The organism is Bradyrhizobium sp. NAS96.2 (genome assembly GCF_001908235.1).
GTDB lineage: Bacteria > Pseudomonadota > Alphaproteobacteria > Rhizobiales > Xanthobacteraceae > Bradyrhizobium.
This window is the reverse complement of record NZ_LGHK01000040.1, coordinates 1-21,777: the sequence shown is the minus strand read 5'-3', so window position 1 is coordinate 21,777 and position 21,777 is coordinate 1. Positions and strand designations below refer to the sequence as shown.

General features: G+C 62.9%; 26 protein-coding genes and 3 pseudogenes. 13 read left to right on the top strand and 16 right to left on the bottom strand.

The features are described from left to right. Positions 1-75 precede the first annotated feature (75 nt). The 5 genes from AC628_RS10800 to AC628_RS10780 are packed head-to-tail and all read left to right on the top strand — an operon-like array spanning position 76 to position 3,918. A complete protein-coding gene (locus AC628_RS10800) occupies positions 76-429 on the top strand; it encodes a hypothetical protein (RefSeq protein ID WP_074126829.1) in 354 nt (117 codons plus the stop codon). A gap of 40 nt (positions 430-469) precedes the next feature. Further along, positions 470-1,408 (top strand): cytochrome c oxidase subunit II, encoded by a 939-nt coding sequence (gene coxB, locus AC628_RS10795; RefSeq protein ID WP_074126828.1) that lies wholly within the window; start codon positions 470-472, stop codon positions 1,406-1,408. After that, positions 1,405-3,009, top strand: a complete 1,605-nt coding sequence (gene ctaD / locus AC628_RS10790; RefSeq protein WP_074126827.1) for a cytochrome c oxidase subunit I — start codon at positions 1,405-1,407, stop codon at positions 3,007-3,009. The genes coxB and ctaD overlap by 4 nt, the downstream gene beginning before the upstream one ends. Further along, positions 3,002-3,646 carry a cytochrome c oxidase subunit 3 gene (locus tag AC628_RS10785; protein WP_074126826.1) on the top strand — a complete coding sequence of 215 codons (645 nt, stop codon included), beginning with the start codon at positions 3,002-3,004 and terminating at the stop codon, positions 3,644-3,646. Before ctaD ends, AC628_RS10785 begins: the two co-directional genes overlap by 8 nt. Further along, on the top strand, positions 3,643-3,918 hold the full coding sequence (locus tag AC628_RS10780; RefSeq protein ID WP_074126825.1) for a cytochrome C oxidase subunit IV family protein: 276 nt from the start codon (positions 3,643-3,645) through the stop codon (positions 3,916-3,918). Before AC628_RS10785 ends, AC628_RS10780 begins: the two co-directional genes overlap by 4 nt. 2 nt (positions 3,919-3,920) lie before the next feature. Here AC628_RS10780 and AC628_RS10775 read toward each other — a convergent pair whose 3' ends face one another. The 5 genes and pseudogenes from AC628_RS10775 to AC628_RS10755 form a co-directional block, all read right to left on the bottom strand. After that, complete coding sequence (locus AC628_RS10775) at positions 3,921-5,150, bottom strand: c-type cytochrome (protein ID WP_074126824.1); 1,230 nt, start codon at positions 5,148-5,150, stop codon at positions 3,921-3,923. Next, positions 5,143-6,921 (bottom strand): GMC family oxidoreductase, encoded by a 1,779-nt coding sequence (locus AC628_RS10770; protein ID WP_074126823.1) that lies wholly within the window; start codon positions 6,919-6,921, stop codon positions 5,143-5,145. Before AC628_RS10770 ends, AC628_RS10775 begins: the two co-directional genes overlap by 8 nt. Before the next feature lie 3 nt (positions 6,922-6,924). Further along, positions 6,925-7,620 carry a gluconate 2-dehydrogenase subunit 3 family protein gene (locus tag AC628_RS10765; RefSeq protein WP_245321128.1) on the bottom strand — a complete coding sequence of 232 codons (696 nt, stop codon included), beginning with the start codon at positions 7,618-7,620 and terminating at the stop codon, positions 6,925-6,927. A gap of 166 nt (positions 7,621-7,786) precedes the next feature. Then, a pseudogene (locus tag AC628_RS10760) lies at positions 7,787-8,396 on the bottom strand (cysteine hydrolase family protein). A gap of 112 nt (positions 8,397-8,508) precedes the next feature. Continuing rightward, the gene (locus AC628_RS10755; protein ID WP_074126821.1) at positions 8,509-8,712 is read right to left on the bottom strand and encodes a CsbD family protein; all 204 of its coding nucleotides are present in this window, start codon (positions 8,710-8,712) and stop codon (positions 8,509-8,511) included. 176 nt (positions 8,713-8,888) lie between these two features. On the opposite strand from AC628_RS10755, the gene AC628_RS10750 reads away from it, so the two are divergent. From AC628_RS10750 to AC628_RS10715, 8 genes and pseudogenes are all read left to right on the top strand, one after another. Continuing rightward, the gene (locus AC628_RS10750; protein ID WP_074126820.1) at positions 8,889-9,377 is read left to right on the top strand and encodes a YciE/YciF ferroxidase family protein; all 489 of its coding nucleotides are present in this window, start codon (positions 8,889-8,891) and stop codon (positions 9,375-9,377) included. An 11-nt stretch (positions 9,378-9,388) separates the two neighbouring features. Then, entirely contained in the window at positions 9,389-9,925 is a 537-nt protein-coding gene (locus AC628_RS10745; RefSeq protein ID WP_074126819.1) for a DUF4142 domain-containing protein, read from the top strand. Between the two features lie 106 nt (positions 9,926-10,031). Further along, positions 10,032-11,240, top strand: a complete 1,209-nt coding sequence (locus AC628_RS10740; protein WP_083632768.1) for an MFS transporter — start codon at positions 10,032-10,034, stop codon at positions 11,238-11,240. Positions 11,241-11,424: 184 nt separating this feature from the next. After that, positions 11,425-11,728, top strand: a pseudogene (locus tag AC628_RS45215) (plasmid stabilization protein). A 69-nt stretch (positions 11,729-11,797) separates the two neighbouring features. Further along, the gene (locus tag AC628_RS10730; protein WP_074126818.1) at positions 11,798-13,585 is read left to right on the top strand and encodes a thiamine pyrophosphate-requiring protein; all 1,788 of its coding nucleotides are present in this window, start codon (positions 11,798-11,800) and stop codon (positions 13,583-13,585) included. Between the two features lie 127 nt (positions 13,586-13,712). Further along, positions 13,713-14,465 carry a DUF72 domain-containing protein gene (locus AC628_RS10725; RefSeq protein WP_074126839.1) on the top strand — a complete coding sequence of 251 codons (753 nt, stop codon included), beginning with the start codon at positions 13,713-13,715 and terminating at the stop codon, positions 14,463-14,465. 198 nt (positions 14,466-14,663) lie between these two features. Continuing rightward, positions 14,664-15,326, top strand: coding sequence for an MgtC/SapB family protein (locus AC628_RS10720; protein ID WP_349510110.1), 663 nt, complete (start codon positions 14,664-14,666; stop codon positions 15,324-15,326). Between the two features lie 78 nt (positions 15,327-15,404). Continuing rightward, complete coding sequence (locus AC628_RS10715) at positions 15,405-15,836, top strand: CBS domain-containing protein (protein ID WP_074126816.1); 432 nt, start codon at positions 15,405-15,407, stop codon at positions 15,834-15,836. A 205-nt stretch (positions 15,837-16,041) separates the two neighbouring features. On the opposite strand, the gene AC628_RS43885 is transcribed toward AC628_RS10715, so the two are convergent. The 11 genes and pseudogenes from AC628_RS43885 to AC628_RS10670 all read right to left on the bottom strand — a co-directional run. Then, positions 16,042-16,197 (bottom strand): hypothetical protein, encoded by a 156-nt coding sequence (locus AC628_RS43885; protein ID WP_168193346.1) that lies wholly within the window; start codon positions 16,195-16,197, stop codon positions 16,042-16,044. Between the two features lie 67 nt (positions 16,198-16,264). Further along, positions 16,265-16,492, bottom strand: a complete 228-nt coding sequence (locus AC628_RS10710) for a DUF6894 family protein (protein WP_074126815.1) — start codon at positions 16,490-16,492, stop codon at positions 16,265-16,267. Between the two features lie 14 nt (positions 16,493-16,506). Next, entirely contained in the window at positions 16,507-16,674 is a 168-nt protein-coding gene (locus tag AC628_RS43880) for a hypothetical protein (protein ID WP_168193345.1), read from the bottom strand. Positions 16,675-16,732: 58 nt separating this feature from the next. Continuing rightward, the gene (locus AC628_RS42760) at positions 16,733-16,912 is read right to left on the bottom strand and encodes a hypothetical protein (protein ID WP_143201539.1); all 180 of its coding nucleotides are present in this window, start codon (positions 16,910-16,912) and stop codon (positions 16,733-16,735) included. A 401-nt stretch (positions 16,913-17,313) separates the two neighbouring features. Continuing rightward, entirely contained in the window at positions 17,314-18,657 is a 1,344-nt protein-coding gene (locus AC628_RS10700) for a PQQ-dependent sugar dehydrogenase (protein ID WP_074126814.1), read from the bottom strand. Next, positions 18,647-19,129, bottom strand: a complete 483-nt coding sequence (locus AC628_RS10695) for a DUF2231 domain-containing protein (protein WP_074126813.1) — start codon at positions 19,127-19,129, stop codon at positions 18,647-18,649. Before AC628_RS10695 ends, AC628_RS10700 begins: the two co-directional genes overlap by 11 nt. Before the next feature lie 93 nt (positions 19,130-19,222). Then, positions 19,223-19,552, bottom strand: coding sequence for a four-helix bundle copper-binding protein (locus AC628_RS10690; RefSeq protein WP_074126812.1), 330 nt, complete (start codon positions 19,550-19,552; stop codon positions 19,223-19,225). 9 nt (positions 19,553-19,561) lie between these two features. After that, positions 19,562-20,122 carry a type 1 glutamine amidotransferase domain-containing protein gene (locus tag AC628_RS10685; RefSeq protein ID WP_074126811.1) on the bottom strand — a complete coding sequence of 187 codons (561 nt, stop codon included), beginning with the start codon at positions 20,120-20,122 and terminating at the stop codon, positions 19,562-19,564. Between the two features lie 83 nt (positions 20,123-20,205). Continuing rightward, the gene (locus AC628_RS10680) at positions 20,206-20,409 is read right to left on the bottom strand and encodes a hypothetical protein (protein WP_074126810.1); all 204 of its coding nucleotides are present in this window, start codon (positions 20,407-20,409) and stop codon (positions 20,206-20,208) included. 66 nt (positions 20,410-20,475) lie between these two features. After that, complete coding sequence (locus AC628_RS10675; protein WP_074126809.1) at positions 20,476-21,561, bottom strand: YihY/virulence factor BrkB family protein; 1,086 nt, start codon at positions 21,559-21,561, stop codon at positions 20,476-20,478. A gap of 2 nt (positions 21,562-21,563) precedes the next feature. After that, positions 21,564-21,777, bottom strand: a pseudogene (locus AC628_RS10670) (hypothetical protein); the annotation flags it as partial.

Sequence of the window (21,777 nt, the reverse complement as noted above, 5' to 3'; positions counted from 1 at the left end):
TCCGGTTGATTGGTTCCTAGCTGAGGAACACCGGGACCCGCTCCGCATTGACAAGGGGCGCGCAAGGACCCGAACATGGCTCAGACCGGCGGCTTCGACTTCGAACGGTCGGACATCGCGACCAATGCCGTCGGCTGGATCGCGGCCGGTCTCGGCGCCTTCGTGCTGGTCGTTCCGCTCGCGATGCCGCTGATCTTTCCGCAATCGTTGCGCTACGCCAGCCCCGCTGCGCGACCGGCGTTGGCCTCGAAGGCTCCAGCGCTGGAAATCGCGCCGTCTGACGAACTCGCAAATGCGCGCCGCGACGATGCCGAGATCACCGGGACCTATGGCTGGGTCGACCGCGGCCGCGGGATCGTGCGCGTGCCGGTCAAGCGCGCCACCGAAATGCTGCTGCGAAAGGGTCTGCCGGGATGGCCAACCCCATAAATTGCGATCCTTCCCGCAGGTCGCCGGTGGTGGCCTGAGGATGTGGCGCCAGTGGATTCCGTTCTGGCACCCCGGCGTATCCCCGGAAGGCGGCGACGTCGACCTGCTGTTCGGCGGCCTTCTGATCGCCAGCGCACTCGTGCTGGGCCTGCTGTTCTTCCTCCTGGCGCTATTCTGCGTGCGGTATCGCGCCGGCAACGACGTGGACCGCGAGAACCATGAGGCGAAGAGCTGGCGCTGGGAGGTCAGCTGGACCGCGGCCTCGCTGCTCTGCTTTCTGGCTCTCTTCGTCTGGGGGGCCAGCGTCTACTTCGAGCTCTACCGCAGGCCACCCGACGAACTGACGGCTTTCGTGGTCGCCAAGCAGTGGATGTGGAAGGTCCAGCATCCCGGCGGTCAATCCGAGATCAATGCGTTGCATATGCCGGTCGATCGTCCGATCCGAGTGGTGATGGCTTCCCAGGACGTCATTCACAGCTTCTTCATTCCTGCGCTCCGGCTGAAGCACGACGTGGTCCCCGGCCGCTACCAGGATCTAGAACTCACCGCGCAGAAGACCGGGCACTATCACCTGTTCTGCGCCGAATATTGCGGCACCGCGCATTCCGGAATGATCGGTGAGGTCGTGGTGATGGAGGAATCCGATTTTGCCAACTGGCTCGCACAGCAGGCGCCTGCAAGCGCGCTTGCGGATGAAGGCGGCGCGCTGTTTCGCCAGCTCGGATGCAGCGGCTGCCACAGCGTGGCCAGCAAGATCCATGCGCCGCTGCTGGAAGGCATCTACGGCAGCCCTGTCCCGCTCTCCGACGGCAGCACCGTGATCGCCGACGACAAATACATCCGCGACTCCATCCTGCTGCCGCGCAGCCAGATCGCCGCGGGTTACGAGCCACTGATGCCATCCTTCGAGGGCAAGGTCACCGAGGATCAGCTGCTGCGCCTGGTCCTTTACATCAAATCGCTGGGCCGACAGCCATGACGGAACCCGATTACCTCAACGCCAACTACACGCTTCGTTCGTGGTTCTTCACCACCGACCACAAGCGGATCGCGATCCTCTATTTCGCAAGCCTCACGCTGTTCTTCTTCATCGGCGGCGCGGCGGCGACCGCGATGCGCATCGAACTCGCCACCCCACAGGCCGATCTTGTCAGCGACGACATCTACAACCGCCTGTTCACGATGCATGGCATCATCATGGTGTGGTTCTTCCTGATCCCTTCGATCCCCAACACCCTCGGTAACTTCATCGTGCCGCTGATGATCGGCGCGCGCGACCTCGCCTTCCCGAGGCTCAACCTCCTGAGCTGGTACATCTTCATGCTGGGCGGCAGCGTGACACTGTTTGCGATCCTCGCCGGCGGCATCGATACCGGCTGGACTTTCTACACCCCTTTCTCGACACTCTATTCCAACAGCTACGTCATGGTCGCCGCCGCCGGCGTCTTCATCGCCGGGTTCTCGTCGATCCTGACTGGCTTGAATTTCATCGTCACCATTCACCGCCTGCGTGCGCCAGGACTGACCTGGTACCGACTGCCGCTGTTCATCTGGTCGCTCTATGCGACATCGGTGATCCTCGTGCTCGCCACGCCGGTGCTGGCGATCACCCTTGTGCTGATCGCGGTCGAGCGCTTCTTCGGCGTGGGCTTTTTCGACCCGCGCATCGGCGGTGATCCGCTGCTGTTCCAGCATTTGTTCTGGTTCTACTCGCACCCGGCGGTCTACATCATGATCCTGCCCGGCATGGGCGTGATCAACGAACTAATCTCATGTTTCTCCCGCAAGCAGGTGTTCGGCTACAAGTTCGTGGCCTGGGCAAGCCTTGCGATCGCAGCACTCGGCTTCCTGGTCTGGGGCCACCATATGTTCGTGACCGGGCAATCCCTGCTCGCGAGCCTCGTGTTCTCCTTCATGAGCTTCGTGGTCGCGGTCCCCTCGGCGATCAAGGTCTTCAACTGGACCGCTACCCTGCACAAGGGATCGCTGCGGTTCGATGCGCCGATGCTGTACGCGCTGGCCTTCATCGGGCTGTTCACGATCGGCGGCCTGACCGGCCTGTTCCTCGCCTGCTTGGCCTTCGACGTCCACGCCACCGACACCTATTTCGTCGTCGCGCATTTCCACTACATCATGGTAGGCGGCATGGTGACCGCCTATTTCGGCGGATTGCACTACTGGTGGCCCAAGATCACGGGCCGGCTCTACTCGGAATACTGGGCGCGGGCCGCCGCCATCCTGATCTTCCTCGGTTTCAATCTGACATTCTTCCCGCAATTCGTGCTCGGCGCCGAGGGCATGCCGCGGCGCTACCACGTCTATCCGCCTGAATTCCAGGTCTGGAACGTGCTGTCGTCGGGCGGCGCCACCATCCTGGCCGCCGCCTACCTGCTGCCGTTGCTCTACCTTGGCTATTCCGCGTTCTTCGGCTCGCGCGCGCCGGCCAATCCCTGGGACGCGCCGGGGCTCGAATGGCAGACATCGTCGCCGCCGCCCGAGCACAATTTCGACGTCCAGCCTGTCGTGACCCGCGCGCCCTATCAATACCGCAACTTCGAGGCTGAACCACAGAATGCCTGATAGCCCCGCCGTCGCTCCGCAGTTTGCTTCCGTCAGCCATCGCGATGAGACCGCCGAGCTCGGCATGTGGGTCTTTATCGCGACCGAAGTGCTGCTGTTCGGCGGTCTCTTGCTCAGCTATTTCGTCTACCGGCACGCCTATCCGCAGGGCTTTGCCACGGGGGGCCGGCACACCGAGATCGTGATCGGAACGGCGAACACCGCGATCCTGCTCACCTCCAGCTTCCTGGTCGCCTGGGCGGTCGAGATCTTCGCGGCGGAGACGCGCAGGTTGACCGCTGGGCTGCTTGCCGCCGCGATCTGCCTCGGGCTTGCCTTCATCGTGCTGAAGGGCATCGAGTATCACGGGGAGTACGAGGAACATCTCGTGCCGGGCATCGATTTCCGCTTCACAGGGGACCTCGCCAACGGCGTCCAGCTGTTCTTCATTTTCTACTTCATCGCGACTGCGATCCACGCCCTCCACATGATCATCGGTATCGGGCTGTTGGCGGTGCTCGCGCTGCTTTGCCGTGGCGCCCCTTCGACCCGACACCGCGCGGCACTACATAGCGCGGCGCTGTACTGGCACTTCGTCGACATCGTCTGGATCTTCCTGTTTGCGCTGATCTACCTGCCAGGGAGATCGACCTCATGACGCAACGGCGCCCCTCGCTTCCGCTTGTCGCCGCCTGGCTCGGCCTGCTGGGCCTGCTCGCGCTGACCGTGACGATGGCCTATGTTCCGCTCGGCGCGGCGAATGCCGTGGTCGCCCTCAGCATCGGCATCACCAAGGCCGCATTGGTCGCCGCCATTTTCATGGAGTTGCGGCATCGGGATGCGCTGGCCCTGTTGTTCGCCGGCGCCGGCCTGTTTTGGCTCGGCATCCTGCTCTGGCTCGGCCTGATGGATTTCCTGACCCGCACGTGAGGTCAGTTGGTTCGGGCGTGGAGCGCCGCACGCTCCGTCTTGACCTGCTCCTCGCTCACCGCTGGTCCTTTGCCCCAATGGTTGCGAATATAGCTGGCGACGGCCGCGACCTGCGCGTCGTTGAGCTGCCAGCCGAAAGCCGGCATCGCCGGCCCTGTTGGCTCCCGATCGGTCGCCACGCTCTGCGCGCCCTGCAGGATCACCCGCAACACCGTCGTCGGGTCGCCGGTATCGACCGTGGCGGCGTGCGAGAGATCAGGGATCAGGTTCGGGACGCCGGTACCGTCGGATTTGTGGCACGCAGAACAGAGGTCCTGATAGATCGCGCCACCGGCAGTGAGCACCTTTTGATCGACCGAGCTATCCGCCGCAGCCTTTGGCCCGCTGACATCCTTGAGATACGTCGCCATCGCCTTGACATCAGCGTCACTCAGCTTCGACGTCGAGAGATCCACGACCTCTCCCATCAATCCTGCGGCGGCCGCAAAGCGATTGTGACCGGTCTTGAGATATTGCGCGACATCGTCTGTCGACCATGATGCGAGCGGTCCCTCCCCGCTGGTGATGTCGGGCGCGACCCAGCCCTGTAGCGTATAGCCCTGCAAGGGAGCGGATGACTCGTCGCCACCAAGCAGCGTCTTGGGCGTATGGCAGGCGCCGCAATGCCCCGGCCCCTGCACCAGATACGCGCCCCGATTCCATTCGTCCGATTTCGAGGAATTGGCATGAAACTCACCCGGCGCGAAATACAGCTTGTCCCACGCGGCCATCATCAGCCTGATGTTCAGCGGAAACGGCAGTCTGTTGCTGGCAATAGCATTGTGCGTCGGCGCGACGGTCGAGAGATAGGCTCGTATATCCTTGACGTCCTGGCGCGACATGCGAGTGAAGTAGGGGTACGGCATCGCGGGATATAGCCGCTTGCCGTCCCGGCGTATGCCGTGACGCACGGCCGCGTCGAATTCCTCGTCGCTCCAGGCACCGATCCCGGTCTCGCGGTCGGGTGTGATATTCGGAGCGACCAACACACCGAACGGTGTTTCGATCGGCCGTCCACCGGCAAAGCGTTGTCCGCTGCCTGGCACGGTGTGGCAGCTTCCGCAATCAGCAGCGTTTGCGAGATAGCGGCCGCGCTCGACGGCCGCAAAATCCTGCAGTCCCGCGCTGACGGCCGCCCCGCCGCTTGCAATGAGCGCGGCAACCATCAGCGCGAGCAGCTCGCTTCTAACCATTGATCAGCTGTCCTGGGTTCTTGAGATATTTCCCGTGGATTGCGTCCGCGGCCCAATAGGCCAACGCCGCAACCGTACCGGTGGGATTATAGCCTGCGTTCTGCGGGAAGGCGCTTGCGCCCAGCACGAACAGGTTCGGCACATCCCAGCTCTGCAAATAGCGATTCAGCGCGCTGGTTGCGGGATCGGTGCCCATGATTGCACCGCCGCACAGATGCGTGGTCTGGTACTTCGTGATGTCGTAGGGCCCCTTGCGATACTCCTTGTGCACCTGCCGCGCGCCCATTGCCTGGAAGATCTCGGCGAACTTGTCGGTCAAGAACTTGTTCTGCTTGATCTCATTGTCATGGAAATCCATCGTGATGCGTGCCAGCGGGCGGCCGAATCGGTCCTTGTAGGTCGGATCGAGATCGACATAGACATCGCGGTAGCTGTACATGCTGCCGTGCACGCCAGTGCCGGGCTTCAGGGCGCTCTGGTAGTTCTCCTTGACCGCCTTCTTCCACTGCGCGCCCCACAGCGGCGTCCCCGGCGGCACCGGCGTGGTCTCGATCGGCCGGCCGTTGGTCTGCACCTGGCCCATATAGCCGCCGCCGACGAAGCCATGCGGCCCGTGATCGAAATTGTCGCCGTTGAATTCGTCGATGCAGGTTCCGATCGCTCCCGAGGCGATGAAGGGATTGAAGACGAATTTGGCTGGGTCGAAGAAGCTGACGACGTCGGAGGTCGTCTGGTGGGTGAAGTTGCGGCCAATCACACCAGTGTTGGCCTGGGCATCGTAGGGCTTGCCGATCCCGGACAGCAGCAGAAGCTGTACATTGAAGATCGTATAGGCCGACAGCACCACGAGGTCCGCCGGCTGCTCCCATTCGTTACCGTCGGTATCGACGAAGGTAACGCCGGTGGCGCGCTTGCCGGTGCCGTCGAGGTCGATCCGCACCACCTCGCTGTTGTCCCGCGCCGAAAAGTTCGGCTTGCGGATGAGCGCCGGCAGGATCGTGGTCTGCGGCGAGGCCTTGGAATAGTTGCCGCAGCCGAACCACTCGCAGAATCCGCAATAGGTGCAGGGCCCCAGGCGAACACCGAGCGGATTCTGATAGGCGCGCGACATGTTGCCTGATGGCTGGGGAAACGGCTTGTAGCCGAGGTCATGGGCTGCCTTGGCAAACAGCGTGGGGCTGAATGGCTGATCCTGCGGTGGATTTGGATAGGGCCTAGAGCGCGGCCCCTCGAAGGGATTGCCGCCCTCGATGATCTTGCCTTTGACATTGCCGGCCTGCCCCGACGTGCCGCACAGATACTCGAACCTGTCGTAATGCGGCTCGAGCTCGTCATAGGTGATGCCCCAGTCCTGGATCGTCATATCCTCTGGCAGGAAATTGGCGCCGTAGCGTTCGGTCAGATGTTTACGAAGCACGAAGTCCGATGGCAGAAACCGCCAGGTCTCCGCATTCCAGTGCACGCCACCGCCCCCGACCCCATTGGGCGGCATGAACGCGCCCCAGCTGCGGATCGGCAGCGCTGTCTGGCTCATCTTGTTGCGGAACGTGAAGGTGGTCTGGTCCGGACGGAGAAACAACTCGTGGCGGATCCGGTAGCGCAGCTCGTCCGCGGCGTAACCGGGCGGAAAATCGGTCGCGGTGTTGCGCCACGGGCCGCGCTCGATGGCGACCACATCGAGCCCGGCTCCGGCGATCTCATAGGCCATGATCGAACCGGTCCACCCCAGACCGACGATCACGACATCCTTGCGCGGCAACTTGCGGGCCATCGGTCAGCGCTCACGATTTTTGGGTGTCCAGTCGGCGCGGCCGGCGATGCTGACCGGTGGATAGGGATAACGTTCGTTGTGCCGCTTCACCCAGTCGCGGTAGTCGTAGCGAATGCCGGGGAAGCCGATCATCTTCCAGCCGACCATGTCGCGGTTGCCGCCATGGATCGGATCAGAGAAGAACCCTTCCGGGACGTCCTTCAACAGCGCGCTGAAGAACCCCTGCCCATCGACGCCATCGAACTTGGCCTCGCCCGCCTCGACCTTCTTGAGGGCCGCGTCCTGCTCGTCGGTGCTCAGCTCGGCAAACGGCTTGCCGCCATGGCTTGAGCGGCAGAAGGTGTCCAGCCCGGCGAGGCCCTTGCGATAAAGTTCGGCATGCGAGAGCTGCGATTGCGGCCCCTGTTCCTTGGCGCCCTTGATGTAGGGACCGAGCGTGTACAGCCCCTCATTGGCGCCATAGCCGCCCTTGAGCTGCCGATCGATGAACACGGCGCAACCGGCTTCCTTGCCGCCCGGTGTCTCGGGATCGGGCGGGATGATCCGGTCGACGATCGCTTCCATCGCCCGCGCCTCGTCAGCGGTGAAGAATTGCCAGGGTCCCAGGCGCTCCATCTCCGGCGCCGAGTTCGGGTGTGGCGCCCACGGCACGCGGTCGTGGATCAGCGCCGCCCGGCTCAGCGAGGTCGTGCTTACCAAGGAGGCTGCAAGCGAAAGTAGGAACGATCGACGCCGCATGAAAAGGCCTATCGCGCCACTTTCCGGCAACGTGAGCGCCGTTCGCTGGTTCCTATGCTGCGGCTGTTACGTGAAGATGCCTTCGGACTATGCGGATTCCAAGTTCCACCGACTGCACGCATCCGCATCAGTCGTTGAGGCTCCACATCCGAAGGATGTCGGCTGTGGACGCGACCTCGATCTGAATGCTGAACCGTTGGGCGTAAAGCTGCAACAGCGCGTCATGGCTCTGATCTGAAGAACTGCAAAGCGCGTCCTCTGCCATGATGACCCGGTACCCTATGTCGATCGCCGCCAGCACGGTGGCGAGCACGCAAACATCGGTCTCGCCGCCCGAGACGATCAGCGTATCCACTCCATGTGCGTCCAGATGGGCTTGCAGGCGCCCATTGCCGAATGCGTTGTAGATCTGACGGTCGATAATGGCCGCCGGCGGCACACAGGCGGCGAGCGGGGGCACCAGCTCGATCAACCCGGGATCAAGCCGCTCACGGGTTACGGATTCCCATTTCTCGTAATAGGCCCGCCATATCCCGCGCGCGTCGTGCTTTGAGCGCGGTGGAATAAAGCGGGTGAAGACGGTGCGCTCAGGGGCGTGCCGCGCCAGCTCAATCATGCGCGGCAGCACGCGATCCATCCACGGCGTAGCCCAAGGCGCCCCCCGGCTCGAATAGCCGCTGCATGTCGACGCAGAGATGCACCGCATGGGAACCAGGTGGACTGAGAAGCTGTCCCATCGCTCCGACCTGCTTGTACCGGCATCATCCGCCGCGCATCGGCTCACGATCCGGCTCAGGCGCGGCGCAAGCAAAAAAGGCCTCGCCGAGGCGAGGCCCGAGGTGCATATGGTCACCACTTCTGGCGGCCGTACCAGTCGTTCACTTCCTTGGCGGCCTGATCCTTGGCATAGCCGTAGCGCTGCTGCAGACGGCCTTCGAGCTGGTCCCGTTTGCCAGCGATCACATCGAGGTCGTCATCGGTGAGCTTGCCCCACTGCTCCTTGACCTTGCCTTTCATCTGCTTCCAGTTGCCTTCGACACGATCCCAATCCATCGCGGTTCTCCCTTGAAACATGAGACCGTCCAACGGATACGCCACCGCTTCGTTCCTTGAGAGCCTTGCGGCAAAGCTACGCAATCGTCGGGCGCCTACGCGCCGCCGCAGATAGGAACGAGACCTCGGAGCGCAGGTTGTGGGTACATATCAACCCGCAGTTACGGAGCAAACCCATGCCGGAGAAAGACCTCAGCGCCCTCTTCCTCGATACCCTCAAGGACATCTACTACGCCGAAAAGCAGATCCTCAAGGCGTTGCCGCGGATGGCGAAGGCCGCCGGGTCCGACCAGTTGCGCGCCGCGTTCGAGAAGCATCATGACGAGACCGAAGGACAGATCGAGCGGCTCGAGCAGATCTTCGACTTGATGGGCAAACCTGCGCGCGGCAAGAAATGCGATGCCATCGAGGGGATCATCGACGAAGGCAAGGAGATCATGGAGGAGTACGCCGGCACGCCGGCGCTCGACGCGGGCCTGCTCTCGGCGGCCCAGGCGGTCGAGCATTACGAGATCGCCCGCTACGGCACTTTGAAAGCCTGGGCAGGCCGGCTCAGCATGAAGGACGCCGTCAAGCTCATCGACCAGACCCTGGCCGAGGAAAAGAAGACCGACGAGACGCTTACCAAGCTTGCCGTCAGCGCCATCAATGCCGAGGCGGCCTGAGGAGGCGAGCGATGAAGCAAACCATTCTGGCAATTGCAATCGGTTGTGCGATCGCTTCGCCCGCGCTGGCCCAGTCGGTGGGTGAGAAGAGCGGCGTCAACTCCGTGCTTGGCGTCGCGCCGAAGACCGAAGACTTCATCAAGGAGGCCGCAACCAGCGACATGCTGGAGATCGAGGCGGCCAAGATCGCCCAGCAGAAGGGGAACGCCGCCGAGAAGAAGTTCGCCGATCAGATGGTGACCGACCACACCAAGACCTCCACTGAGTTGAAAGAGATGGTCACCGGCGAGATGAAGTCCGCGCTGCCGACCGGTCTCGACGACAGCTCCCAGAAGAAGCTCGACGTGCTGCGCAACACCAAGGTAGACGATTTCGCCAGCGAATACGATCCGATGCAGGTCAGCGCCCACAAGGACGCAGTCTCGCTGTTCGAACGCTACGCCAAGGGCGGCGACAATCCGAAGCTTAAGGATTGGGCCGGCAAGACCTTGCCGGCGCTCCAGCACCATCTCGCAATGGCGCAGGACCTCGACAAGAACCGCAAGTAGCCATCGACCGCCGGCAGCCGACCGATCCGGTTGCCGGCGACGTCGCCTGGAACGAACGCTCCGATCGCGGATGGCCCCGCTATCCTGGCTTCATGAGGCAATTCGAATGGCGCACTTCGCCGCCCTGCGCACCCATTCGCTGGAATTTCGGAATACTGCCGCGCTCGCAGCGGTGGGGATGCTGGTTGCCACAGCCTTCGGCCTCAGCACCCTAATCACGCCGCTGTACCTGATCTATCAGAAGGCGTTTGGCTTCTCGCAGATCACCTTGACGCTGATCTATGCGGCCTACGCGATCGGCAATATCGCAGCGCTGCTGCTGTTCGGCTGCGCCTCCGACCGGGCCGGCCGCCGGGTGACGGCATTGTCGGCGATCATGGTCCTGATCGTCGCCGCTTTGGTCTTCCTGTTCGCCCGCGGCGTCACCTGGCTCTATATCGGCCGCATCCTCAGCGGTCTTGGTATCGGCCTTGCCAGCGGCACCGGCAATGCTTGGCTCGCCGAGCTGGCCGGCGAAGCCGACAAGGGACGCGCCGCCATCATTGGCACTAGCACCAATTTCCTTGGTATTGGTCTCGCCGCGCTACTGTCGGGGCTGCTCGCGCAATATGCCCCCTGGCCGCTACACCTGTCGTTTGTGGTCTATCTCGTCGCCGTGTGCGCAGTTGCCGCGCTGATCTGGTTCACCCGGGAAACCGTGCAGCATCCGGATCCCGGACAGATCGAGATGCGACCGAAGCTGGCGCTGCCACGAAAGATCCAGGCTCAATTCGTGGCCCCTGCCATCACCGGCTTCGGCTTGATGGCGCTGGTTGGCTTCTATGCCTCATTGATGCCGTCGATCCTGTCGCACGATCTTCACATCGAGAACCGCGCCGCCGGCGGGGCGCTGCTGTTCGAACTCGCCATTGTCGTCGCGCTGGTCATCGTGGCCACGCAGACGCTCACCAGCCGGACCTCGATGCTCTGGTCGCTGGCGCTGATGATCCCGGCGGCGGCCGCGATTGCCGTCGCGCAGGTTTCGGCGTCTCTTTTGGTCATGCTGGCGGCGACGATTGTCGTCGCAGTGTCGACTGGGCTCGGTTATCGCGGCAGCCTCCAGGTAGTCAATGAGCTCGCACCTGCGGATCAACGTGCGGCGGTGGTATCGACCTATTTCGTCTGCTGCTTCATCGGCAATGCGGTGCCGGTGATCGGCGTCGGCGTGCTGTCGACCCTCACCAATACTACGGTCGCCGACATCGCATTCGCTTGCACGATTGCAGCGTTCGCTGCGGTCGCGCTGGTCTTCGGCCTGCTCCACCGTTCGGGATAGGAACGGCTTGCCCCTTCGGCCGTTCAGCCTTCAATCATCCGCCGGGCGAACCGGTATGCCGGATCGTCAGCGGAATCACCGAGCGCCGCTTGCGAGGATGTCGACCCGTTCGCAACGCCCTCCGGGTGTGATTGGGATTGCCGGAATCCCGAAATGAAGCCGCCAAATAAACAAGGAGATGCACATGCCGCGTGGTGACAAGTCGAGCTACACCGACAAGCAGAAGCGACAAGCCGAGCACATCGAGGAGGGCTACGAGAAGCGCGGCGTCGCGAAGAACGAAGCCGAACGGCGTGCCTGGGCGACCGTGAACAAGGAGACCCACGGCGGCAAAAAGGCCGGGTCGGGCCGTGGCAAGGAAGAGGATCACGCCCCCCTCGCGCAAAGGCGGCAGGCTCGGCGGTGCGGCATCCGCGAACCGTTCCGCAGCGGAGCGGTCGCGTTCAGCAAAGAAGGCGGCGCGGACCCGAAAGCGACGAGCTGCCTGACTCCGGGAGATGCAATGACAAGCGGGCTGCCGCCAGGTTCCGCTAACGACACTGCCAAGGTGAGTTGCCATGCCTCAGACAGTCAGCGATTTCGTCGTCCACCGCCTTCACGACTGGGGCGTACGGCACATTTTCGGCTATCCCGGCGACGGCATCAACGGCGTATTCGGTGCACTCAATCGCGCAGGCGGCCGTATCGAGTTTATTCAGGCGCGTCACGAGGAGATGGCCGCCTTCATGGCGTCCGCCTACGCAAAGTTCTCCGGGCGTCTCGGGGTGTGCATTGCGACCTCAGGACCGGGAGCCTCGCACCTCACGACCGGCCTCTATGACGCGCTGCTGGACCACCAGCCGGTGCTCGCGCTCGTCGGTCAACAGGCGCGCAACGCGCTCGGGGGCCAGTATCAACAGGAGCTCGACCTGGTCTCGATGTTCAAGGACGTCGCCAGCGCCTATGTGGCCCAGGCCTCCTCGCCCGCCCAAGTCCGCCATTTGATCGACCGCGCGGTGCGGATCGCGCTGGCACGACGTACCGTGACGGCCGTCATCCTGCCGAACGACCTTCAGGAGGAAGCCTACGAAGACCCGCCCCGCGCCCATGGCACTTTGCGCTCTGGCATCGGCTACGCTCCACCCCGTATCGTGCCGCACGAGGTCGAACTCGACCGCGCCGCTGAGGTTCTCAATGCCGGTAACAGGGTCGCCATGCTGGTCGGCGCCGGCGCACTCGGCGCGACCGACGATGTCATCGCCGTGGCGGACCGGCTCTCGGCGGGGTGCGCAAAGGCACTGCTTGGCAAGGCCGTGTTGCCAGACGATCTCCCCTGGGTCACGGGCTCGATTGGGCTGCTCGGCACCGAGCCGAGCTATGACCTCATGATGGAATGCGACACGCTGCTGATGGTCGGCTCCGCCTTCCCCTATGCCGAATTCTTGCCCAAGGAAGGCAGCGCCCGTGGCGTTCAGATCGATATTGACGCCGGCATGCTGTCGATCCGCTTTCCGATGGAGGTGGGTCTGGTCGGCGATGCAGCCGAAACGCTGCGCGCCCTGCTGCCCCGCCTGAAGCAGAAGCCCGCGGACGGCTGGCGCAAATCGATCGAGGACAATGTTCGTGAATGGTGGACGACACTGGAGGATCGCGCCCGGCAACCCGCCAAGCCGGTCAATCCGCAGCGGGTTACGTGGGAGCTGTCGCCCCGGATCCCCGACCGCGCGATCATCACCAGCGATTCCGGATCCTGCGCGAACTGGTTCGCGCGGGACCTCAAGATGCGGCCTGGCATCAACGCATCGCTCTCTGGCGGGCTGGCATCAATGGGAGCGGCCGTACCTTACGCAATCGCTGCCAAATACGCCGCGCCCGACCGTCCCGTGATCGCGCTGGTCGGCGACGGTGCAATGCAGATGAACAACATGGCCGAGCTGATCACGGTCGCAAAATACTGGCGGCAGTGGAAGAACCCTCGCTGGATCGTCTGCGTGTTCAACAATGAGGACCTCAATCAGGTCACCTGGGAGCAGCGGATTATCAATGCCGATCCCAAGTTCGAGGCGTCACAGCGCATCCCTGACGTCTCCTATTCGCACTTTGCGGAGATGATTGGGTTGCGCGGGATCTATGTCGATCAGCCTGACCTTGTCGGACTGGCCTGGGAACAGGCCCTGGCGAGTGACGTTCCGGTGGTGCTCGAGGTGAAGACCGATCCGGAGGTGCCGCCACTGCCGCCGCACATCACGCTGGAGCAGGCCAAGAACTTCTCCATTGCTCTGGCCAAGGGCGATCCGAACGAAGTCAGCGTGATCCGCGGCGCGGCGAGGCAGGTGCTGGAGACAATACTGCCCGGCAAGAAATGAAGCGGCCGCGTGCGCCTTGGCCTGGGCCGCCGATCGCGGACCGCCGAACCTTCGCGAGTTGCTGCTCGCGCCGAGCATCGGCGTCCGCGGCGCATCCGACCGGGAAGTTCAAAGTTCGGATCATTGCATGGCGCGCGTCCTGATTGGTACATCCGGCTGGCACTATCCGTCGTGGCGCGGCCCATTCTTTCCCGAGGGATTGCCGCTCAAGCGGCAACTCGGCTACTACGCGACCCAGTTCCGCACCACCGAGCTGAACGGGGTCTTCTATCGCACGCCGACGAAAAAAGCGGTGGGAGGTTGGCGGGACGCGACAGATGCGGACTTTGTCTTCGCTTGGAAGGCTTCGAAATTCATTACGCATTGGAAGCGCCTCTCCGAAAACTCAATCAACAGTCTCGAATTGCTGGAAGACCGCCTGTCGTTGCTGCGCAACAAGGCCGGTCCGATCCTGTTTCAGCTGCCACCGAATTTCACCGTTGACACCGACCGGCTGGCGTCGTTCCTCAAGCTGCTGAAGCGGCGCCGGCGCTATGCCTTCGAATTCCGTCATCCCAGCTGGTACCAGCCGCCCATCTTGAAGCTGCTGGCGGCACGCAATATCGCCCTCTGTATTTCCGATCATCACGACGCGCCAGCGCCGTGGAAGCGGACGGCCGATTTTGTCTATGTCCGCGGCCACGGCCCGGGCGGACGATACCGCGGCCATTACAAGTCCGCCGAGCTTTCGGAATGGGCGAAGCGCATTCGCGGCTGGAAGCGGCAGGGATGCGACGTCTATGTTTATTTCGATAACGATCAGAAGAGCGCGGCGCCGGCAGACGCCAGAGCCCTTTGCAAGTTGCTCGGATCGGCCAGTTCGCATCCGAGCGGGCCATAGGAACGATTATTTTCGTCCCGCATTGGCTTTCGAGAGAATGGAACCGATGCGATGCCGTTCGATAGGCAGAAATCCATTACCCCGAACTACACGCCCAAACGGCTAGGCAAGGACCCCTCCTCTACCAACGCGTCCTAGCGCACGGAGCGGGACATGCCGCTTCATCCTACCTGGACCGATATCGCAATCCGCCTCGCCTTGACCGTTCTCGCCAGCGCCATTATCGGCTTCGACCGTGGTGCTCGGGGGCATGCCGCCGGCTTGCGGACGACGATCCTGGTTGGCCTTGCCGCGTCGCTATCGATGATCCAGGCCAACCTCCTTCTCTCGCTCGACGGAAAGGGTTCGGGCTCTTTCGCGGTCATGGACCTGATGCGGCTCCCGCTCGGTATCCTGACCGGCGTCGGCTTCATTGGCGGCGGCACGATCCTCAAGAAGGGCGACCTTGTCACCGGCGTGACCACGGCGGCGACGCTCTGGCTGATTACGGTAATCGGCCTTTGCCTCGGCGGTGGACAACTCGCGTTGGGCTGCGTCGCAACAGCCATCGGGGTTGTCACCCTTTCGGTTCTGAAATGGGTCGACGTGTCAATCCCGCGGCGCCATCGGGCGGCTCTGACCGTCAGCTGCGAAGCCAATTTTGACGTCATCGACGTGCTGCCAAAATTGATCAAGCCGCTGCACTACAGCGGCCGATTCCAGGAACAGCGACGCCACGACGGCTCCGCCGACGCAGATTATCACTTTGAGATCTCGTGGCGGCGGCCGGAAAACGCCGCTCCGCCGGTCGATCTACTGCGCGTCGTCGAGAAGCACTTTGTCGTCAGGTCGTTCGAGTTGACCACCGAGAACGGCAAGTAAACGCCGCACAAAGTTCGGAACGCCGCTCCGGACCGCCTCGTTAGGCCGGTACGCAGCCAGCCAAATGGAGAGGCGATCATGAAGATATCCGACGCAATGACACCCGAGGTCCAGCTGTGCACCCCCGACGACACGCTCCGCGACGTCGCCGAGGCCATGGGAACGCTGGGGGTTGGCATGCTGCCGGTTGCCGACAATGAACGTCTGGTCGGGATGATCACCGATCGCGATATCGCAGTCCGTGGCATCGGAACGGGCCGCGGTCCGGAGTCACGAGTCGGCGACATCATGACCGCTGAAGTGAAGTATTGTTTCGAGGATCAGGAGATCGAGGACATCGCCCAGAACATGGGAGCGATCCAGGTCCGGCGCCTGCCCGTGCTGGACCGTGACAAGCGCCTGGTCGGCATTATTGCGCTCGGGGATATCGCCCAGATCCAGCCGAACGACGGCACGGGCGCGGCTCTCGGTCAAATCTCCCGGCCGGCGACCCAGCACGCGCAAGTCTAGCTATCCGATTTCATGGCTCCGCCTCGCGTCTGTGGTTCACGGGGCGGAGCGTCAAGGGGGAGTCAATGGCCGACTACATGCCGTGGATCGCAATAGCCGCCGGGATCGCCGCGCTGATCGTCATATTGCTGCTCTGGCGCGCCCACTATGTCAGCTCCGATTGAGCGGCTCCTGCCTCCGATCGGCGATCGGGGTGGCGGCTGCATCACGTCTCGTTCCGCTCGTATCGCTTGCGGACGATCTCGTCGCCCGACCGAACGGCGCGCCTGTTGCGAAAGTGATACTGCAACACTGCGAAAATCAAGGCCGTCAGGAGTATGAGCGCTCCGATGCCATAGAAGATTTCCAGGCCCTTATCCATCGGTCTCTCCAAGCGTTGCCGAACCGAAGTGCCGGCGGATGTCCTGCCGGTCCGCTAGCCGGGGACATCATCCGCTCTTCTCGGCGCTGTCGATACTCTCGCGGTGAATTTCGCGGGCGTCGACACCAAGGACCGAGACAAAATATCCGCGCCCCAGATATTCCTGCCGGGTCTCGGCAAGATCGATGGCAAGGCGTTTTGCGGTCGCAATAGCCTGGTCTCGATCGTCGACCGGCCGGCCGGTCTGGTCGATGACACGCTTATCGTTGACGATCGCGAAGTGAAAGGCAGCCATCCGTTGCTCGCCGATTATTGCGTGTTCGATTCATGCCACTTTTCCAGGTCGGGCTTCTTGTCGTCGCCGGAGCGTTGCTCCTTCTCGGGATTGCCCTTCCAGGGCTTGTCGGTTTGCGCATGTGAACCCCAGTCGCTCGAGCGGCCGGAATCCTGCGTCACAGGTTTTGGTTTTCTTTTCATGTCGATCTCCTCAGGAACAGAAGCGCAGACCTAGCGGTGGGTTCCTAAACCACCGCCGTCAGGGACCGCCCGCGACAGCGCCCGCGATCACCATGATCAGCGCGTCCAGATCGATCGTGCCGCTGACCGCCATTTCCCCGGCATCCTGCACCCGGAGCACATCCGGCCCGTTGGCGGCCTGCCGCTTCAATTCGCCGATAATCGCTTCCCTGAGCTGTTCCTCGAGCATGTTCGACACTGTTAGCCTCTACGAGTGAACCTTGTCGCGGCCGTGCACCTGCGCCGGCGGCGCAGTGGCTTCGACCGCCGTGAATGGCTCGAGAATGCGATAGCGGTGCTCCGCCCCCGCGGGAACCAGCCAGGAATCGCCCGGCTGCAGACGGATGGTCTGCCCCTTCCACGGTCAATTCGGCCGCACCACTGATGGCATATCCGACCGTCTCGTAGTCGCGCCGATCGGTAACACCTGGTTGCGGCTGTTCGCGATCCCAGAGCCGCATCGCAACGCGTTTGCCCGACACGAGGTAGGTCTGGCCCATCTCCCCCTTCGAGGACGTGCTGATAGATACTTTCTTGATCGAGCTGTCGCTCATGGCGTTCTCCAATTGCTTGTGCGCGGGTGGAAACGCCAACGGATTGTCAGAGCCGGCCGGAGGCGGTCACACGCCACACCGTATTGCCGACGTCGTCTGCGATCAGCAGCGCGCCGGACTTGTCGATCGCCAATCCCACCGGCCTGCCGCGGGACTTTTCATCGTCGCTCAGAAAACCAGTCACGACGTCCTGCGTGGGTCCATTCGGATGGCCGTCGGCAAACGGCACATAGACGACCTTGTAGCCGTTGAGCTGCGGCCGGTTCCAACTGCCGTGCTCGCCGATGAAGGCACCACCGCGATAGGATGGCGGCAGCTTGTCGCCGGTGTAGAAAGCGAGCCCCAGCGGCGCGACGTGCGAACTCAACGCATAGTCGGGGACCGTGGCTTTCGCGACCAGGTCCGGTCGCGGCGGCTGCACGCGCGGATCGACGTTCTTGCCGAAATAGCTATAGGGCCAGCCGTAGAAGCCGCCATCCTTTACCGACGTCAGATAGTCGGGCACGAGGTTGGGGCCGATCTCGTCGCGTTCGTTAACGACGGTCCACAGCGCATGGCTCTGCGGCTCGAAGGTCAAACCATTCGGATTGCGCAGCCCGCTGGCGAAGATCCGCGAACGGCCGGTGGCGCGGTCAACCTCGAGGATGGCTGCGCGGTTCTTCTCCGCCTCGATACCATTCTCGGTGATGTTGCTGTTGGAGCCGACGCCGACGTAGAGCAGCGCGCCGTCGGGGCTTGCCACCAGGCTCTTGGTCCAGTGATGATCGATCGGCCCGCCCAGAAGCTGGGTCAGGGTCTGCCCCGGTTCGGTGATCTTGGTCTCGCCCTCATGATAGGGGTACCGGACGATGGCATCGGTGTTCGCGACATAGAGATCGTTGCCGACCAGCGCGACGCCGAACGGCGAATGGAGATGGTCGAGGAAGACGCTCTGCGTCTCCGGCTTGCCGTCGCCGTCCGCATCGCGCAGCAGCGTGATGCGATTGCTTTCGCCGGTATCGCCGCCGGAGGTCGCCCACGACTCCACCCATTTCATGATGAAGTCCTTTGGCCGCTTGATCGGCTCCGTCCCCGGCGCCTTGGATTCGACGACCAGGATATCGCCATTGGGAAGCACGTAGAGCGAGCGCGGATGCTGCAAGCCGGTGGCGAGCGCATTGATCTGCAGGGTATCCGGCACCCTGGGTTTCTCGCCCTGCTTCCATCCGACCACGGCGGCGACGTGCATCGGCGGCAGCAGATACTGCTCCAGCGCGGGCAGATCGGGGCGCGCGCCGATCTGGGTCTTGGGATCAGGCGCTGTCTCCTTGCTGCAGCCGGCCACGCACAGCGTAGCCATTAGCAATACCGCGAGCTTACCGGCCGTGTTGTGTGTCAGATCAATCTGCATCGCCGGCCACTCCGACCCGATATCGATAGACCATCGCCCAGCCGAGCCAGCCGGTGCACAACATGACAAGAACCGTCAATGCCGACAGCACCAGCCCGGTGGGCACTACCGAGGTCCAGGCGTCACGGCTGTGGACGAAGGCATTGAACAGCGCGAGCAGCATCACGATCACGTTGCCGACCATATGCAACCATGCATACGGCAGGCCGCGGATCAGACGGCTGCTCAAGAAGTCGATCAGGCCGGCGATCGCGGCAAGACCGCCCATGATCAGCCCAGCAAACAACAGCCAGGCCGAAAAGTTGGCCCATTGCATCTCGGCCGTCGCCCAATAGGCGATGTCTGTCACCAGTGTTCCGACGAAGCAAACGATCGGAAACGGGACCAGCATGGGATGAATGGGGTGCATGCCAATCCTCGCCGTCGTGGCCGGATTGACCGAATGCGCCGTGACTGTGACGACCTCTTGCATCGACGTGGCTCCGAAAGGTCCTCAACGGCGCCTTCGGAGCGATGTTCCTAAGCGCAACCGGCTGGCGCCATCTCTGCGAGAAAACGCCGGCGGTCAGCCCGCCATCTTCCGGCAGGATTCCGCGCACGCACGGCACATCGCCACGCATTCGTCCATGCCGCCGACGCGTTCGCAATCCTCGGCGCACTCGCTGCAGATCTCCGCGCATTCGCGGCAGGTATGCTTGTGATGCGGGGTGTTGATCAACATGAAGTGAGCAGCAGTCCGGCACATCTCCGCGCAAGCCATCATCAGACGAAAATACGTTGGCTCGACATGCTTGCCGCCGGTGACCAGGCAATGGTTCATCGCGGTACCGAGACAGGTCCTGTAGCAGGACAGGCAGGTCTCGACGCATCGGTTCATTTCCTCCGAGAATGCCATGACCGTACCTCACGCTGCGCTTCGCTTGAGGTGCCGCCCTTCCTTCACCTCCTCAATGATCTTGGCGCTGAAGGCCTCGAGATCACCGGGATTTCGAGAAGTGATGACGCCCTGATCCACGACCACTTCGGCATCCTCCCAGGTCGCGCCGGCATTCATGACATCCGTCTTGATCGACTTGTACGAAGTCATCTTGCGGCCCTTGGCGATCCCGGCTTCGATCAGGAGCCAGGGCGCATGGCAGACCGCGGCGACGATCTTTTTGGCGTCGAAGATATCCTTGATGAACTTCAACGCCTTGGGCTCGACCCGCAGCAGGTCCGGATTGATCTGCCCGCCGGGCAGCACGATCGCGTCATAATCGCCGGCAGTAGCCTGATCGAGTGTCTTGTCGACCTTAACCGGGCGCCCCCAATCCTTCTTGTCCCACCCTTTAATCTCGCCCGCGGCAAGCGACACCACATCGACCGTGGCACCGGCCTTCTTTAAGTGATCACGCGGCACCTCGAGCTCCGACTGCTCAAAACCGTTCGTTGCGAGGATCGCGATTTTCTTGCCTTTCAAATCCATAGACAACTCCATTAGCGCTTGCTTGAAAGGTTCTGGATCGGCGCATTACGGCCGCGGTCACCCGGCGCGCTGCCTGGTGGACATCACGCCGCCGTCAGCAGCCGCCGCAGGTAGTTGAGCCCATCGAAGGTCAACTTCGACTCGCTCACCTCGCCCTGCGCAACTTCCTCCTCGAGGAAGGTCTCCAGCTGCGGAAGAGCGCGATCGAACTTGTCCGCGATGCCCATCAGCTCGCAGGTTTCCTTGATGCGCTCGATCGGTTTTTCCAGCACGCTGATCTGAACCATTCTGGCTAAACCCCAGTCATGGAGTTGGTTCCTACGCAAGTTGCTGCATACGGCGCAGCGGCCTGGCTAAGGCGCCTTGCCGACTGTGTCGGCCATTTTTGCGCCGCGCGCGCCGAGCGGCTTGCGGCGGCCCTCAGTCGAATCGATCGCGGTCTGATGCTCGATCTCCGAGTTCAGCTCTGCGCCGCACAGCACGATGATCGCGGACATCCACATCCAGGTCATCAGGCCGATGGCTGCGCCGAGCGAGCCGTAGGTCGCGCTGTAATTGCCGAAATTCGCAAGATACCAGGAGAGCAACGACGACCCGATCAGCCATAAAACTGCCGCAGCGACCGCGCCGACGCTGAGCCACTGCCAGCGCGGCTCGGTTCGGCTGGGGCCATAGCGGTAAAGCACGGCGAGCCCGGCAAGCAGCAGGAGCATCAGGATCGGCCACCGCCCGAACCGGACGATGAGTTCGGTCCGTGTGCCCAGTCCAACCTGCTGCAGCAGAAGCGGGACGACGACCACCGCGCCGACCATCAGCATGATCGAAATGAGCGCTGCGATCGTGAATGAGAGCGACATCAGATTGAGCTTGATGAAGCCGCGTTTCTCCTTCTCCTCATAGACGACGTTGAGCGCGTCGAACACCGCCTTCATGCCGGCATTGGCGCTCCAGATCGCGATCAGCAGACCGATCACAAAGGTCAGTCCTAGCGTCGAGGTGCCCTTCGCGAGCACGCGGGAAATCTGGTCCTGGACGATGGCGAATGAGCCTTCCGGCAGCATCAGTGCGAGGCTCCGCAGATTGGAAGAGATCGTCGACGGATCGGCAAACAGACCGTAGCTCGAAACCAGGGCAGTGATGGCCGGGAAGATCGCCAGCAGGCCGTAGAACACGACGCCGGCGGCAGTCGCCAGCAGCCGGTCCTCGTCGATCTGCTGATAGGTTCGCAGTAGAATGTCCTTCCAGCCGGCGGCCGGAATCTGCAGCGGCGTCTCAGCCAGCCGGCCACGGTCCTGCGTTTCAGCCAACGCGGGCTCGAGGCCCCGCTCCTGTGCGACCGGCGTTTCCGCGCGGCACACGTATCGATAGACCGCCAGCGTTGCCAGCGCTGTCGCTCCAGCGAGCATCAGGTCGTTCGACCAACTTGAGCGCGGCGCCATCGCTAGTCCTGGACGGCGTCCGGCCGACGCCTGAAACATGATGCGGCGAACCAGCCGACCAGCAGGACGGCAGCGCCGGCGGCCAGTGCCCGGGTCGTGGTATCGGCGCTCGCTCCGGTCCGTGAGGTGGCGATCAGGCGAGCCGCGACGGGCACCGCGATGGCACGCTTGAGCATGTCGGCTTGCCGGCTCGGGCGCGGCACGGCCGGCGCGGGG